Consider the following 16,065-nt stretch of genomic DNA (forward strand, 5'->3'; position numbering starts at 1 on the left):
TTCAGAATTTTAAAGAGTTTTACTATCTTTGTCCACTCACATTCTTTAATTATGCGCAACACTATTTTACTTTCAATTTTATCATTGACAATTCTGGGATGCAGTTTTTCCCGGAGTGTCGAACGCCAAAACGAACAACTCCGTTTTAAAGCGCCTGCCCGCATCTGGGAAGAGACATTACCCCTGGGCAACGGACGCCTCGGAATGATGCCTGACGGCGGAGTCGAAAAAGAACGCATCGTACTTAACGAAATATCTCTTTGGAGCGGTTCGGAAGCAGATTACAGCAACCCGGAAGCTGCCGGCAGCTTATCCCGTATACAACAATTGCTATTTGAAGGCAAAAACAAAGAAGCCCAGGAACTGATGTATCGTACCTTTGTTCCCCGGATGCCGAAAGGCAATACCTACGGCACTTACCAAATACTCGGCAACCTGGATATCCGGTATCACAATGAAGGAACGATGGATACAAGCGGCTACAAACGGATTCTGCAACTGGATGAAGCCCTGGCAACGACATCGTTCGGGCAAAACATACACCGACGTGAATATTTCGTCTCCCGTCCGGACAATGTATCGGTCATTCATTTTAACCAGCAAAAAGCTTCGGATTTCGACCTGTTTTTAAGTCGTCCGCAAAACGCCCGGGTTTACCGGGACAAGGATACGTTAATCATGGAAGGGACGATGGATAGCGGGCAGACCGGCATCAAGGGAGTCAGCTATATTGTCCGTATGAGCGGACGCCTGGAAGACAACACCCCCGGAGCCGGCATACAAGTCACGGACTCATGTATTCGTTTCCAAGCCGTCCGGAATACGACTATATTCATCTCCGCAACGACCGATTATAACAATCCCGCCTACAGAGAACAGGCTGCAATGTTACTTTCCAATGCCATCCATACGCCTTACGAAGAACTGAAACAAAGACATATCGACGCACACAAGGAATTATACGACCGGGTAGAGGTATTTATCGGTACCCCCCAAGACTCCGTACTACAACTTACAACCCCGGAACGTATCGCACGCTTCACACAGGAAGACGATCCCGCTTTAGCCGCCCTTTATTTACAATTCGGACGCTATCTGCTGATCAGCAGCGCGCGTCCCGGTTGTCTCCCTCCCAATTTACAGGGGGTGTGGGCAAATACGCTACAAACCCCGTGGAACGGTGATTATCATACGAATATCAACGTACAAATGAACCACTGGCCGTTAGAACCGGGAAATCTGACAGAATTGTACGAACCGCTGATATCCTTAACGAAAGGTCTTGTCGCTTCGGGCGAAAAAACAGCACGTATTTTTTACGGCCCCAATGCCCGTGGATGGGTTGCTCACATGATGACCAACCCCTGGAAATACACCGTTCCGGGCGAACATCCCTCCTGGGGAGCAACCAACACCGGTGGAGCGTGGTTATGCGCTCATTTGTGGGAACATTACCTGTATTCCGGCGACACGGCTTACTTACGGGAAATTTATCCCGTAATAAAAGGCGCTGCGGACTTTTTCTTATCGACAATGGTAAAAGAGCCTGTTCACGGTTGGCTTGTAACGGCTCCGACCTCCTCCCCGGAAAATGCGTTCTATATCGGTAATGATCCGACGCCTATCAGTATTTGCATGGGACCGACCATGGACATCCAGCTGGTAAAAGAATTGTGGGGGAACACAATGGAAGCAGCCCGTCAGCTTAATACAGATAAAGACTGGTGTGCAAAACTGGCTGAAGCTTACAGACAACTACCTCCCCATCAAATCAGCCCGGAGGGCTACCTGATGGAGTGGCTGGAAGATTACCGGGAAGCGGAAATCCATCACCGACATGTTTCCCACCTATACGGCTTATATCCTGGAAATCTGATTACCCCCTCTGCAACCCCCGAATTAGCCGAAGCCTGCAAAGCGACCTTAAACCGGAGAGGGGATGCCGGAACCGGCTGGAGCCGGGCCTGGAAAATCAATTTTTGGGCACGCTTACACGACGGCAACCGGGCCTATAAACTATTCCATAGCTTACTGGTACCGGCAGTACGCCCGGACGGACGTCATCAGGGAGGCACCTTCCCCAATTTATTTTGCTCACATCCTCCTTTCCAGATCGACGGCAACTTCGGAGGAGCTGCCGGTATCATGGAAATGCTATTGCAAAGCCACGCCGGTTTTATTCATCTCTTACCGGCCCTGCCCGACAGTTGGAAAGAAGGCTATTTCAAAGGTTTATGTACCCGGGGCGGCATCACTGTGGACCTGACGTGGAATAATCATACCCCTCAAACGGCAACATTTACCGCCCGGCAGAATACAACCTGCCGGTTACTACCCCCACCGGGCGTCCGTCATATCAACCTCGAAAACAAAACAATCACAACGGATGATAACGGGTATCTCATTTTCCCGCTTGAAAAAGGGAAGCAGGCAGAAGTGAAATTCACTTATTAATCAGGCCTTTGTCATAAAATGACAAAAAATTCCGGAGTCAAAAAGTCAAAAAACAAATACCTTGACTTTTTGACTCCTTATTCTTTCCGGAAATTCAAAAAATAGAATCAATTTACTTTACCAACCGAACATTTTCAACCCCTGATTTTCTATTTTGCATTATTGTTCGTATTTTCGCAAGTTGTTAAAATAGGTAGATTAGGCTCTACCCGAAAAATAATTTACAAAATTAAGCAATCATCATGTATAGAACACATACCTGCGGTCAGCTTCGGCTCGAAAATGTCAATGAGAAAGTATGCCTGAGCGGCTGGGTACAAAAAATCCGTAATCTCGGTGCAATGAGTTTCATCGATCTGCGCGACAGATACGGAATTACGCAATTAGTTGTGGAAGAATCAGCTACGGCAGAAATAAAAGACAAGGCAGCCCGCCTGGGACGTGAATTCGTTATTCAGGTAAATGGAAAGGTCGTTGAACGTGCCAGCAAAAATGCCAAGATCCCGACCGGAGACATTGAAATATGGATCGATACACTCGATATATTGAGCCATTCGGAAATCCCGCCTTTCACCATCGAGGACAATAGCGACGGCGGCGACGAATTACGAATGAAATACCGCTACCTGGATTTACGCCGGTCGATTGTTCGGAAGAATCTGGAGTTACGCCACCAGATGGCTCATTTGGTACGCAATTACCTGGACAACGAACATTTTATGGAAGTGGAAACTCCGGTATTGATCAAGAGTACTCCGGAAGGAGCCCGGGACTTTGTCGTTCCTTCCCGCATGAATCAGGGACAGTTCTACGCCCTGCCGCAAAGTCCCCAAACATTCAAGCAATTACTTATGGTAGCGGGTTTCGACCGTTACTATCAGATTGTAAAATGTTTCCGGGATGAAGACTTACGGGCCGACCGTCAACCTGAATTTACTCAAATCGACTGTGAAATGTCATTTGTAGAAAGAGACGATGTATTGAATATTTTTGAAGGTATGATGCGACACCTATTCAAAGAATTGAAAGGTGTCGATATTCCGGAGCTACCGCGTATGACCTGGCACGATGCCATGGAATACTATGGATGTGACAAACCGGACATCCGTTTCGGCATGAAGTTCGTCAATCTGACCGATAACGCCCGCAACCGGGATTTCGCGGTATTCAACGATGCTGAATATGTAGGAGCAATCTGCGTACCGGGTTGCGCTGTATATACCCGGAAACAATTAGACGAACTGACGGAATTTGTAAAACGTCCGCAAATCGGAGCCAAAGGATTGGTGTATGTCCGCTACAATGAAGACGGCAGCTTAAAATCCTCCGTCGACAAATTCTACACGCCGGAAGATTTGAAAAACTGGGCGGAAATCTGCCAGGCAAAACCCGGTGATTTGCTCCTGCTCCTTTGCGGTCCGAAAAATAAAACGTTACCGCAACTGTCCGAATTACGTCTGGAAATGGGAGAGCGGCTTGGCCTTCGGGACAAAAACGTATTCAAACCATTGTGGGTCGTAGATTTCCCCTTGCTGGAATGGGACGAGGAAACGCAGCGTTTCTATGCCATGCACCATCCTTTCACTTCTCCCCATCCGGAAGATGTGGATATGATGGAAAGTAACCCCGGAGCGGTACGGGCAAATGCTTATGACATGGTTATCAACGGTGTGGAAGTTGGAGGCGGCTCCATCCGTATCCACAATACAGAATTGCAATCCCGCATGTTCAAATGTCTGGGATTCACGCCGGAACAAGCTCAAAAACAATTCGGATTTTTGCTCAACGCATTCAAATACGGTGCACCGCCCCACGGAGGTATCGCTTTCGGCTTCGACCGGCTGGTATCGATTTTTGCCGGTTTGGACAGTATCCGGGATACCATCGCATTCCCGAAAAACAATTCAGGCCGGGATGTCATGATCGATTCTCCGTCAGAAATCAGTGACGAGCAATTTAAAGAATTGGGTATTGAACTCAAGCTTTGATAAAGACACAAACTTTCAGACAAAGCTCCGCCCGGTCATAAATATTTAAAATTGAATTAACTTGTTCAAGGACATTATCGGACACGAAGACATCAAGCAAAGGCTGATTACCTCCCTGCAAACGGGACGTATCAGCCATGCCCAATTATTTGCCGGTTCAACCGGCTGCGGCTCGCTTGCTTTGGCACTCGCCTTCGCCCAATATGTGTTCTGTACAGGCGATAAAAAAGAAGATGCCTGCGGAGTTTGTCCCTCATGTAAGCAGATGCAAAAACTGATCCATCCGGACTTACATTTCGTTTTTCCGGTCGTACGGAAAACCAAGCTGCCCGTAAGCGACGAATATATCAATGAATGGAGAAGCCTGCTCCTGCAAAGTCCGTATTTCAACCTCGAAGATTGGCAGGCTGCCATGCACGTGGAAGACAATGCCCAATCTGCCATCTATACCGAGGAAAGTGCGAACATTCTGCGTAAATTAAACCTCAAAGCCTTTGAGTCCGATTATAAAATCATGATTATCTGGCTGCCGGAGAAAATGAATCCGGAATGTTCCAATAAATTATTAAAAATTATAGAAGAACCGTATGATAAAACATTGTTCCTGATGGTATCCGAACACCCGGAACAAATTATCACTACAATTCAATCCCGTACCCAACGAATTACCATTCCGCCGTTAGAAAAAAGTGTGATAAAGCAACACTTAATGACTGAAAAAGGTATAAATGAAGAGAAAGCGGAAGAATATGCCCATGTGGCTGCCGGAAACTGGTATAAAGCTTTGCGGCTATTAAACGAATCGGAAGAGCAAATCTACAACCAGGAAAAATTTATCAGCCTGATGCGGCTTTGTTGGGAAAGGAAAATGTTACCGGTAAACGAATGGGTAAGCGAAATAGCCGGAATCGGACGGGAACGCCAAAAAAATTTTCTCACTCACTCTTTGCGAATGCTGCGCGAAAATTTTATGAAAAATTTTGGTTTACATGTCTTGAATTACATGACCGAAAGAGAAAAACAATTTTCCATAAAATTTTCTCCTTACGTTCACGAAGGGAACATCATCCCTTTATCGGAGGAATTCGAAAAAGCATATCATGACATCAGCCGGAACGGCAATGCCAAAATTATCTTCACCGATTTATGTATTAAGGTGATGCAAAATATAAGACCTTAATTAAGGAACAACCAATAAAGTTAAAAGATTGACATTTATGAACAAAGACAATATATTATACGACGATCAACTGGAACTCCCGGAAAATGCCTCACCTTCAAACGACACGGAAAAGGAGGAAATCATTATACAGGAAACAGAAGAGATTATAGCTGTTGAAGAAATCCAGCCGGAAACGGTAAATAGTACTGAAAATTCAGACACCACTCCTCTGTCTGCCGAGGAAGATACGGAAATGCCCCAGGTAAAATGGGAAAAGCAGGAAGAAGCCGAATCAACCGTGGAGCCCGAACTACTTTTACGCCGGGAACGCAAGGAAGTCCGGCCGGTTATCGACCACCGTCTGTTGGCCGGAAAATTATCCGTGTACAACTGGCTCAGCGATGTCCCGGACAACAGTTGCCCTTCAGAAATTGTAGAAGTACGATTTAAAAATACCCGGAAGGGATTTTACAGTAATCCGTCCAGATTGAACCTCCAGGAAGGAGACATTGTCGCCGTTGAAGCTGCCCTCGGTCACGATATCGGTATCATATCACTGACCGGAGAACTGGTCAAAGAACAACTCCGCATGAAAAAAGTGGATTTGGTCAGAAATCCGTTGAAAAAAATATACCGTAAAGCTAAACCTCACGACATAGAGAAATGGCAGCAAGCCATTGCTTTGGAGCATGAAACCATGATTCGTTCCAGAAAGATCGCTGCCGACCTGAAACTGAATATGAAAATCGGGGACGTCGAATACCAGGGCGACAAAACCAAAGCTATTTTCTATTACATTGCAGACGACCGTGTCGATTTCCGGACATTGATCAAAATACTGGCCGAAACCTTCCACATCCGGATTGAAATGAAGCAGATCGGAGCCCGGCAGGAAGCAGGGCGCATCGGAGGTATCGGACCGTGTGGCTTACAACTGTGCTGTTCAACTTACATTACGAATTTTGTATCCGTGTCTACTTCGGCAGCACGCTATCAGGACATTTCCCTGAATCCTCAAAAACTGGCAGGACAGTGCGGTAAACTGAAATGCTGCCTCAACTACGAAGTAGACGCCTATGTCGATGCTCAAAAAGATTTTCCATCGGCCAATATTACCCTGAATACCGGAGAGGGCCTTCTTTATCACCAGAAAACCGACATCTTCGGACAAGTTATGTATTACAGTTTCGACAAAGAAGGAAGAGGAGCTTTGATTAAATTGCCGGTTAAACGTATCAAAGAAATTATAGCCTTAAACCGCAAAGGAATCGTACCTCCGAAGGCAAACGATGCCACCGAGGAAGAAGAAGCCGCAATCAAATATACAGACGGTGTCGGAGAAGAGAGCCTGAACCGTTTCGACGACAAAAAACAAAAAAGACGTCGTCCGAAAAACAGAAACAATAATCCGAACAAGAACAACAATGCCAACCCGGGAAACAACCGGCCGCAAAATAACAATCGGCCGGAAAATAATAGCCGGCCGGAAAACAAAACAAACCCTTCCGGAGAAAATCCGCGTAATAACCCCAGAAGAAACCGCAGACCGGAAGACAGAGGCGAAAAACCGACGAACCAAACCAATCAAAGACAGAAAAACGAATAAAGCAGATGAGTTATGAATAACTACCGTCCATATCCGTCCATTACACCGGCCGTCAAAATCATCATTATCATCAATGTCATCATGTATTTCATGACAGAGATAATCGACAAAAAGACCGGTTCAAATCTTTCCAACACACTCGGTTTGCATTTACCGCAATCCGAATATTGGGCACCCTACCAATACATCACCCACATGTTTATGCACGGGAGTATCAGTCACCTGTTCTTCAATATGTTTGCCTTATTCATGTTCGGACGGGTACTGGAAAGTATATGGGGTACCCAACGTTTTCTGGTGTATTATTTTGTTACCGGATTGGGGGCTGCCGCCTTAAACAGCGCTGTCGGCTGGTGGGAATACGATAAAATGTATGAGCAATTTCAAGCTTTTCAAAATACACCTCAACCGGAAATACTGGCCGAATTCATACGGGCACACATCTCCCATCCGGCAGGCTGGGTATGGGAACTTATCGACAATTGGTCGAACAATCCCAATGTTCCTCAATACATTCAGGCCGGAGAAGACCTTTTCCGCAGAGTAATTACGGAAACCGTCAACATCCCGACCATCGGGGCCTCCGGTGCCATATTCGGAATATTACTGGCTTTCGGCATGCTTTTCCCGAATACCGAGCTTTTCCTGATGTTCATTCCGATTCCGATCAAGGCCAAATACTTTGTGATCGGTTACGGTCTATTGGAATTTTTCCTCGGCATACAAAACAGTGCCGGAGACAACGTAGCCCACTTTGCCCATTTGGGCGGTATGCTATTCGGCTTTATCCTGATTAAATATTGGGGGAAAAACCGGAAAAAATTCTATTAGCAGACGGTTTCAGATTCAGGATGTATCAGCAGGTCATCGCTATTACAATCTTAAATCCAAATCCAAGATAAAAATTACATGTTTTACAGAGCTTACGGCGGAAATTTTTCAGAAGGGTTAGGAAAGGGGATACGGACTTCTTTCAAACGGGGTTCTTCGTTGACCCGGTTGATATACATCAATATCGGCATCTTTTTAATCATAAAGATATTGGGTGTGGTAAGCATCCTGGGCGGCAAGGGGAATATACTGGATAACTTCCTGTTGGAAAACTTAGGGATTTCTGCCGATCCGGAATATCTGCTTTTCCGGCCGTGGACTTTATTTACTTACATGTTCACCCATTTCGGCTTTCTGCATCTGTTATTCAATATGTTATGGCTATATTGGTTCGGCAGTTTCTTCCTGAATCATTTTTCGCAGAAAGAACTGACAGGGGTATACCTGTTCGGAGGTATATCGGGAGCCCTGTTATATATGCTGGCTTATAACATCTTCCCGGGATTCGACAGCGCTCATTCCTGGGCAATAGGAGCCTCGGCTTCCGTCATGGCTATTGTATTTGCAGTCTGTTTTTATCTGCCGCAACACCGGATATACATCTTTCTGATAGGACCGGTAAAGCTGATTTATCTGGCACTTTTTACCGCAGCGATTGACATCTTAAGCATTCCTTCTTCCAACCCGGGAGGACATATCGCCCACCTCGGAGGTGCCCTCTTCGGCTATCTTTTTATCATCGGCGTAAAACACCATTGCAACCCGGTTAAAGCATTGAGTTCTTTACCGGAAAAAGTAACACAATTATTCACCCGCAGAAAAAAGGTACACCTCAAATACAAAAAAAACGTATCCGAAATGAACGACCGGGAATACAATGAGTACAAAAAAAACAGAGATGCCCGCATCGACCACATTTTAGATAAAATCTCCCGGTCCGGTTATGAAAGTCTGACCCGGGAAGAAAAAGAAATACTGTTCCGTTCGGGAAAATAAAAGATTTTAAATATCGGGATGAGTAAGCTTTTGGACAAAATCGTTTTTATCGGCAGCCTTATTGCCATCGTAGGACTACTCGGGTCCTATACGGCCCGCTATATCGATCCCAACACTTTTGTCATTCCGTCCCTGTTAGGACTAGCTTATCCCTACCTGTTACTGTCTAACCTGTTATTGTTGCTATATTGGATTGCCCGTTGGAAAAAAACCGCTCTTATCCACGTCTGTGTATTGGCACTCGGCATTCCGTTTTTCACCAGCTATTACGGTACCAACAACAATCACACGGACGAAACGGCTCACGACATAGCGGTTTTATCCTACAACATACGTTATTTCGACCGCTACGGCTGGAACAAAGACGATAAAACGAAAGAAAAGCTGATCAAATACCTAAACGGCTACAAGGGAGATGTCGTATGCCTGCAAGAATTTCCGTTTCAGAATCGTTCCTCCAAAGTTTCGGGACCGGTCCGGCAATTATCTTCCTACCCCTATCGGTATATACAAAAAAACATGGCCGTATTCTCCCGTTACCCCATCATTAACTGCCGGGAAATACCTTTCAGTCAGGAATATACCAGTTCCTGTATATATTGCGATATTGTAAAGGAACAAGATACCGTACGGATTTACAACATTCATCTGGAATCCTATAAACTGGGCACAAAAGAAAGAAAATTCGTCAAAGACATCACACAGGGAGAGGGACACGATATTTCAGGAGGTGTTAAAAATCTGGTATCGCGCATTACAAAAGCCAACAAAAACCGGGCTACACAAGCTTTACTCATCAAATCGGAAATTCAAAAATCCCCCTACCCACTCATCGTCTGCGGAGACTTTAATGACACCCCGCTCTCTTACAGCTACAGGACGATTTCCAAAGGACTATCCGACAGCTTCCTTGAAAAAGGACGCGGCCTAGGCAACACATACATCGGAGAATTTCCGTCCTTCCGGATTGATTATATATTACACTCTCCCGATTATCAGGCCCTCAGCTACAGCCGGGAGGCCGTAACCCTATCCGATCACTATCCCATCAGTTGCAAGCTGAAAAAACATACACCCAAAAAATAATCGGAACGACTCTTTTCGTTTTGGTTTTTCCTGAAAAATATATACATTTGCAAACGCAAGAAGGCAATATGGTTTTCATATCGGGGAATTAGCTCAGTTGGCTAGAGCGCTTGCATGGCATGCAAGAGGTCGTCGGTTCGATTCCGATATTCTCCACCAAACGGACAAGGTTTCAGCTTTGTCTGTTTTCTTTTTTTGGCTAACAACGGAAATTAAAGCCTATGGAAGGGAAACAGCAGATACTGACCAAAAAATCATTTTGTTTTCATCTATCTACCCGTCAATTAGGAAAAATTCCAAATATTTCCTTATCCTCTTCTGTTATCGTCGGTGCATCCAACATCCGCAACTTAATATCCTCAAGATCATCCGGAGTAATATCTCCCAATATGACGTCTTGATGAGAAACAATATAAGTTTTAATGTCATTCAAATCATGTGAAATAAGATGATTGCAATCAATTGTAGAATCATGATCTAAAAAATCATATTTATCGGCTTTTATTTTAATACACCGATATTGAGAAGCCTGATCCCGATAAACATTCGCATTCATAGTACTATTAATTCTCACGGTTCCCAATAAAACCCGTTCTTCACTAACACCTACGACAATATGATATTTTACTTTAGGAGGGATTGTTCGATTATCAAATACCTTAAAAACGTCACCGGGTGTAACAGAAAATGAAGTTATATCTATCTGGCTACTATTTGCAGAAAGTAATTCATTCAATTTAGCCATGATTAACAAATTGCTTGATAGTCAGACATCAATTCATTAATGTACTCGATCATCTCATCAGATGCACCGGCTTCCTTTGCCATATCAAGAACTGATATCGTGCCTCCGCACGCTTTATTATAAGCCTCTTTATGAGATTTATTTACTAAATCCCAAAATTGCAAATCTTTATTTTCCTGAATAGATTCAGACAAACATTCAACATCTGTCTTGGACAGCAGTTTCATATCAGGAAACTGATCTGAAATAACAGCGTTTCCATCCAAATTCAAAGCTTCCTGAAAAAGAGGAAGACCGACAGTTTGTTTCACTCCGTCATAAATTCTTGAAGGTACAGGTCCATACGGCATGGCAACATAACGATCGCCTGTGACAGGACGGGCATATCTTAACAGATGCTTCTCATCTGCATAATAAAGTATCTTGGCAAGCTTGTGTTTATCAACCTTACCTCCCATCTCTTTAAGTACAAAAAGCACTGCAGCAAGAGCTTTACGTTCATTAAAAGGGAAGCCGGACATTGTGATGAGTTTTAACTGTAACTGTTTGTAATACAAATATACTACAAAAATTCCATATACCAAATGAATTATTACAGCAATACGAATAATCCGCTCATATATAACACACTATCTACATCATGAATCTTCAACAAAACTTTCAATTGCCTTAACGTATCACAAAAAAATCCGAAATAACCCCTAAGTTTTTAAATAGTTAAACTTCAAGGATCCTATATCGATTTGAAATTCTCCGTAAAATTCATATTCAACTTCTTACCTCTCCTTGTCTTTCTCCTCATACTGTTCCTTTTCTAGCCCAATAGTCGAAAAGAGTCGGTTGTTTTGGGTCCTTTTTTACAGAAGACGGAGTTCTGGCAGAAGAAGATGATACTTCTGATCCTACTTCTTCGTTCCTTGTAAATGATAAGGTACATCAGGACGTACAATAAATGCATAAGCAGGAAATTTATGTTCCGCTTGAGGAATATAAGCAGAAGCAACCGTTTCAACTCCAACTCCAGAAACAAAATGACTATTCACGACATCATTAGTTTTATACCTTTGATGAAGCAAATGGCCCCGACAATTATGTTCAGGACTTGAGCAGGGAGCTCTTTCTGTAAATAAATCAAAAGGATCCGCAGAAGTAACACCATCTGAATTAACGTTTCTTCCATCGGCAGCAGCATTGGCTGCTGTCCAATCCCCATAATCTCCAGTATATTTTTTACTTATTAACTTAGGTTCAGTATGTGTCCCCCGAAAATTATTAAATATAGTAACCTCTCCATTAATAAAACCGGCATTCATTCCAAATCCTTGGCCAGGCGCACCTCCTACATATATTGTACCATCTCCGTCACGTGTTCCACCTACCTCCACCATTGCATCTTCCCGAAAAGTTTTTATCGCCTGCGGAATCTGCTGCCCTCCGTTAAGAGTTGCCGCCCGTTGAACAACTCTGATTAATTTAGCCTGTGAAACCTTATACGGACAGTTATCAGCGATATTCAATCCCTGCCCTGTCGGTTGTCTTTTAGTTACAGAACGGCATAACGCATTTGATTTTACATATTCACTTTCCATAATTTATCCTTTTTTGCTACTGCAATTTAAAACAGGATCAAGTTATATACAAATTATATACAAAATCATTCTTTACTTTTACAAACAAAAGCCATATTCCTGCAAAAAAGCCCACTTTTCCATCTCCGATTTTACAAACCTGAAAACGTCACAATTATATATAACATTTTTGCCCGGATATATTCCATATACGATATCCATTTCCTCCGAAACGGACAAGGTTTCAGCTTTGTCCGTTTTCTTTTTTTTGCTAACTTAGCCATCTCAACGGAAATTAAAGCCTATGGAAGGGGAACAGCAGATACTGACCAAAAAAATCAGTCCGTATAAGATTATTTATCCGATACTCATCGGTCTGGCTGTGGTGTCATACATGCTTTACAAGGAATTCGATCCTAAAGCGTTCGACCAGATTCATTTTACGTGGACATCGGCAGCCTGGCTATTGGTAGCGATACTGTGTATGGCCGTCCGGGACATCGGCTATGTCATCCGGCTGCATGTTCTCGCCGGCAAACGGCTTTCCTGGGTACAATCGTTACGGATTGTCTTTTTATGGGAATTTACTTCAGCGGTCACGCCTTCCGCCATCGGAGGCACCAGCATCGCTATATTGTTTGTCAATAAAGAAGGGATAAAAGTGGGACGGAGTTCTGCCATTGTCATGGCCACTTCCTTTCTCGACGAATTGTATTTCATCATCATGTTCCCGCTGATTTTATTGTTTGTCAACCACACCCTTTTGTGGAATATACCGGACGCCAGCAAAGCCGTTGCCGACAGTTTATTCTGGTTCGCCATCGGAGGTTATTCCATCAAGCTGGCTTACCTGATTATTCTCAGCTACGGACTATTTAAAAATCCCCGGGGATTGAAATATCTCATCATGAAATGTTTCAAATGGCGGATATTGCGAAAATGGAGGCAAAATGCCAACGAAGCCGGCTACGACATTATCCGGAACTCCAAAGAATTAAAACAAATGCCCTTCTCGTTCTGGCTGAAAACATTCGGAGCAACGTTTTTCTCGTGGACAGCCCGGTATTGGGTAGTAAACGCGATCCTGATGGCTTTCTGGGCAGGACGTTACGACTGGGCCCAACATTTTCTGATCTTTGCCCGTCAACTGGTCATGTGGATTATGATGCTGATAAGCCCTACTCCCGGTGGCAGCGGATTTGCAGAATATGTATTTTCCAAATACCTGGGCGAATTCCTGCCCAGTGCCGGAGTAGCTGTAGCAATGGCCATATTATGGCGGCTGATCAGTTACTACCCCTATCTGTTCATCGGCGCTTTTATTGTTCCCCGATGGATTGCAAAACATTTCGGACAAGGAAAATCCAAAACTTTAAAATCAGAACACCATGGCACGCATGTTTGAAAGAAAAGATTCCCGGAAATTTGATCTGAAACCCCGCTATTGGGATCCGGAAAAAGAAGAACGGGAAGAACGGGAAAAGCGAATCAAAGCCGAACTGGGCATCCGGGAAGACGACAAAGATGCTTATATCCCGAACATAAAGGGACATTTTACCGAATTGTATAAACAACGGAAAGCCCAGCGAAAAGGTCACAACGGCCAATATGCTGTCCGCCTCTTTATGGTGCTCATCATTATCTTTTTAGCAGCACTTTTTATTATGATGCGTTACTCCGAAGGTGTGTTGAAATTTCTCGGCATGTAAACCATCGCTATTCAATTTATAACAGTTAGTATCAAATTATTATATGCCTGATATTATTCAACTTTTACCGGATTCGGTTGCCAACCAGATTGCAGCCGGAGAAGTTGTACAACGTCCGGCCTCCGTCGTAAAGGAACTGATGGAGAACGCCATTGATGCCGGTGCCGATCAGGTCCGGATCGTATTGAAAAATGTAGGTAAGGCTCTCATACAGACCATCGATAACGGTAAGGGCATGTCTCCGACAGATGCCCGGATGGCTTTTGAAAGACATGCCACCTCTAAGATATCCTGTGCTCAGGATTTATTCAACATTCATACCCTGGGATTTCGGGGAGAAGCATTACCGTCCATTGCTTCCGTCGCCGACGTTGAAGTAAAAACCCGACGGGCAGAAGATGAACTCGGCACCTTCCTGTCTATATCCGGTTCTGAATTGAAACAACAGGAAGCCATCAACACCCCGAAAGGGACCAATATTTGTGTTAAAAATCTCTTTTTCAACATTCCTGCCCGCAGAAAATTTCTGAAATCGGATACGACGGAGCTACGGAATATCATCAATGAATTCCTACGGGTAGCACTCACCAATCCCAGTATCAGCTTTACCCTCGAAAACAACGGCAACGAAATCTACAACCTGCCGGTGTCCGGTATGCGCCAGCGGATAGTCAATGTGTTCGGGAAAAACATCAATAGCAAATTACTGAGCATCGAATGTAAAACCAGTCTGGTTTCCATTCAGGGGTTCATTTGCAGCCCGGAACACTCCAAAAAAACTTACGGAGAACAGTATTTTTTCGTAAACAACCGTTTTATGAAGCACAACTTCTTCCACAAAGCGGTTATGGAAGCTTATTCGGGTCTGATCGGTGCAGAAACGATACCGTCCTATTTCCTCTATTTCACAGTCGACCCGGCATCTATCGATGTCAATATACATCCGACCAAAACAGAAATCAAGTTTCAGAATGAAACGGATTTCTTCCAGATACTGATGGCCGGAGTCAAAGAAGCATTGGGAAAATTCAACATCACTCCTCCTTTGGATTTCGACACGGAAGGAGCCATTGATTACACTCCGCAAGCACCTGTTTCTTCAACAACTCCTTACGTACCGAAGGTAAATTACAAATCGGGATACAATCCTTTCAATTACAAATCCGGAATCAGCATCGAGGAATCGGATTTCGAAAAGAAGAGTGCCGGCAACACACCTGCATTTTCCAAGGATAAAGTTCCGGCGAATTGGGAATCCTTATTCGAAGGTCTACAACATAAAGAAGAAGCTCAACAGACAACCATTGCCGGCCTGTCCGAACCCGAAAAAAAATCTTCCGTTCCTTCCTCATTCGTACAGATGAAAGGACGTTATATTGTCACTCCGGTACACTCCGGCCTGATGTTTATCGATCAGAAAAGAGCACACGAACGTATCCTTTTCGAACAATATACCCATACTCTGGCATCCCAGAAAACAGCGGGACAGAAAAACCTCTTTCCGGAAACACTCGAACTCTGCGCCGACGATTTCGAACTTATCCGGGACATCAAGGAAGATCTGGAGTATTTGGGCTTCGAATTAGGAGAATTCGGGAAAAACTGTTATGCCATATATGCCACTCCTTCCGATTTATCCTGTTCGCATGCCCGGGATATCCTTATGCAACTGATCGAACATTATAAAAATACCGAAGGGGACATCAAGCAAAAAATGAAAGAGCACGTTGCCCTGTCTTTAGCGAAAGCGGCAGCCATCCCATACAATACAACACTAAGCCGGGAAGAGATGAGCGATATGCTGGACAACCTGTTCGCCTGTCAGCATCACAATTATACCCCCGATGGAAAGACGATCATATACATCCTCAATTCCGAAGACGTAAATACCTGGTTCAAATAGAGCAACGAAAAGGCGTC

At 44.2% G+C, this 16,065-nt stretch carries 13 protein-coding genes and 1 tRNA gene; 11 read left to right on the forward strand and 3 right to left on the reverse strand.

All coding sequences use genetic code 11. The features are described from left to right. Positions 1–51: 51 nt before the first annotated feature. The 8 genes from DD657_RS02010 (at position 52) to DD657_RS02045 (ending at position 10,282) form a co-directional block, all read left to right on the forward strand. Positions 52–2,454: a glycoside hydrolase family 95 protein gene (locus DD657_RS02010; protein ID WP_287048278.1), complete on the forward strand. Its 2,403-nt coding sequence runs from the start codon at positions 52–54 to the stop codon at positions 2,452–2,454. Between the two features lie 242 nt (positions 2,455–2,696). After that, positions 2,697–4,442 carry an aspartate--tRNA ligase gene (gene aspS, locus DD657_RS02015; protein ID WP_021989400.1) on the forward strand — a complete coding sequence of 582 codons (1,746 nt, stop codon included), beginning with the start codon at positions 2,697–2,699 and terminating at the stop codon, positions 4,440–4,442. Positions 4,443–4,503: 61 nt separating this feature from the next. Beyond that, positions 4,504–5,622, forward strand: coding sequence for a DNA polymerase III subunit (locus DD657_RS02020; protein WP_287048280.1), 1,119 nt, complete (start codon positions 4,504–4,506; stop codon positions 5,620–5,622). 37 nt (positions 5,623–5,659) lie between these two features. Next, entirely contained in the window at positions 5,660–7,210 is a 1,551-nt protein-coding gene (locus tag DD657_RS02025; RefSeq protein WP_021989402.1) for a PSP1 domain-containing protein, read from the forward strand. A gap of 12 nt (positions 7,211–7,222) precedes the next feature. Beyond that, positions 7,223–8,041, forward strand: a complete 819-nt coding sequence (locus DD657_RS02030; protein ID WP_021989403.1) for a rhomboid family intramembrane serine protease — start codon at positions 7,223–7,225, stop codon at positions 8,039–8,041. Positions 8,042–8,119: 78 nt separating this feature from the next. Further along, positions 8,120–9,037 carry a rhomboid family protein gene (locus tag DD657_RS02035; protein ID WP_021989404.1) on the forward strand — a complete coding sequence of 306 codons (918 nt, stop codon included), beginning with the start codon at positions 8,120–8,122 and terminating at the stop codon, positions 9,035–9,037. Positions 9,038–9,055: 18 nt separating this feature from the next. Beyond that, entirely contained in the window at positions 9,056–10,123 is a 1,068-nt protein-coding gene (locus DD657_RS02040) for an endonuclease/exonuclease/phosphatase family protein (RefSeq protein WP_021989405.1), read from the forward strand. An 82-nt stretch (positions 10,124–10,205) separates the two neighbouring features. Beyond that, positions 10,206–10,282 (forward strand) — tRNA-Ala (locus tag DD657_RS02045). A 121-nt stretch (positions 10,283–10,403) separates the two neighbouring features. Here the strand turns inward: DD657_RS02045 and DD657_RS02050 are convergent. From DD657_RS02050 to DD657_RS02060, 3 genes are all read right to left on the reverse strand, one after another. Next, positions 10,404–10,868: a hypothetical protein gene (locus tag DD657_RS02050; RefSeq protein WP_287048284.1), complete on the reverse strand. Its 465-nt coding sequence runs from the start codon at positions 10,866–10,868 to the stop codon at positions 10,404–10,406. A gap of 2 nt (positions 10,869–10,870) precedes the next feature. Further along, positions 10,871–11,389: a Panacea domain-containing protein gene (locus tag DD657_RS02055; RefSeq protein ID WP_147379495.1), complete on the reverse strand. Its 519-nt coding sequence runs from the start codon at positions 11,387–11,389 to the stop codon at positions 10,871–10,873. A 381-nt stretch (positions 11,390–11,770) separates the two neighbouring features. After that, positions 11,771–12,457: a hypothetical protein gene (locus DD657_RS02060; RefSeq protein WP_287048287.1), complete on the reverse strand. Its 687-nt coding sequence runs from the start codon at positions 12,455–12,457 to the stop codon at positions 11,771–11,773. A 283-nt stretch (positions 12,458–12,740) separates the two neighbouring features. Between DD657_RS02060 and DD657_RS02065 the strand changes: the two genes are divergently transcribed. Genes DD657_RS02065 through mutL form a run of 3 tightly spaced genes read left to right on the forward strand, consistent with a single transcriptional unit; the run spans position 12,741 to position 16,048 of the window. Continuing rightward, the gene (locus DD657_RS02065; RefSeq protein ID WP_021989406.1) at positions 12,741–13,841 is read left to right on the forward strand and encodes a lysylphosphatidylglycerol synthase transmembrane domain-containing protein; all 1,101 of its coding nucleotides are present in this window, start codon (positions 12,741–12,743) and stop codon (positions 13,839–13,841) included. After that, positions 13,825–14,145, forward strand: coding sequence for a hypothetical protein (locus DD657_RS02070; RefSeq protein WP_287048288.1), 321 nt, complete (start codon positions 13,825–13,827; stop codon positions 14,143–14,145). The genes DD657_RS02065 and DD657_RS02070 overlap by 17 nt, the downstream gene beginning before the upstream one ends. A 43-nt stretch (positions 14,146–14,188) precedes the next feature. Then, positions 14,189–16,048: a DNA mismatch repair endonuclease MutL gene (gene mutL / locus DD657_RS02075; protein WP_287048290.1), complete on the forward strand. Its 1,860-nt coding sequence runs from the start codon at positions 14,189–14,191 to the stop codon at positions 16,046–16,048. Positions 16,049–16,065 lie beyond the last annotated feature (17 nt).

Origin of the sequence: Culturomica sp. (assembly GCF_003524185.1) — a bacterium.
In the GTDB taxonomy this organism is placed as follows: domain Bacteria; phylum Bacteroidota; class Bacteroidia; order Bacteroidales; family Marinifilaceae; genus Culturomica; species Culturomica massiliensis.

Excerpts from the sequence above, each read along its gene's own strand:
- DD657_RS02050 (WP_287048284.1), bottom strand. The coding sequence starts at position 10,868 with ATGGCTAAATTGAATGAATTACTTTCTGCAAATAGTAGCCAGATAGAT.
- DD657_RS02060 (WP_287048287.1), bottom strand. The coding sequence starts at position 12,457 with ATGGAAAGTGAATATGTAAAATCAAATGCGTTATGCCGTTCTGTAACT.
- DD657_RS02055 (WP_147379495.1), bottom strand. The coding sequence starts at position 11,389 with ATGTCCGGCTTCCCTTTTAATGAACGTAAAGCTCTTGCTGCAGTGCTT.
- DD657_RS02010 (WP_287048278.1), top strand. The coding sequence starts at position 52 with ATGCGCAACACTATTTTACTTTCAATTTTATCATTGACAATTCTGGGA.
- DD657_RS02035 (WP_021989404.1), top strand. The coding sequence starts at position 8,120 with ATGTTTTACAGAGCTTACGGCGGAAATTTTTCAGAAGGGTTAGGAAAG.
- DD657_RS02025 (WP_021989402.1), top strand. The coding sequence starts at position 5,660 with ATGAACAAAGACAATATATTATACGACGATCAACTGGAACTCCCGGAA.
- DD657_RS02030 (WP_021989403.1), top strand. The coding sequence starts at position 7,223 with ATGAATAACTACCGTCCATATCCGTCCATTACACCGGCCGTCAAAATC.
- DD657_RS02040 (WP_021989405.1), top strand. The coding sequence starts at position 9,056 with ATGAGTAAGCTTTTGGACAAAATCGTTTTTATCGGCAGCCTTATTGCC.
- mutL (WP_287048290.1), top strand. The coding sequence starts at position 14,189 with ATGCCTGATATTATTCAACTTTTACCGGATTCGGTTGCCAACCAGATT.
- DD657_RS02065 (WP_021989406.1), top strand. The coding sequence starts at position 12,741 with ATGGAAGGGGAACAGCAGATACTGACCAAAAAAATCAGTCCGTATAAG.
- DD657_RS02070 (WP_287048288.1), top strand. The coding sequence starts at position 13,825 with ATGGCACGCATGTTTGAAAGAAAAGATTCCCGGAAATTTGATCTGAAA.
- aspS (WP_021989400.1), top strand. The coding sequence starts at position 2,697 with ATGTATAGAACACATACCTGCGGTCAGCTTCGGCTCGAAAATGTCAAT.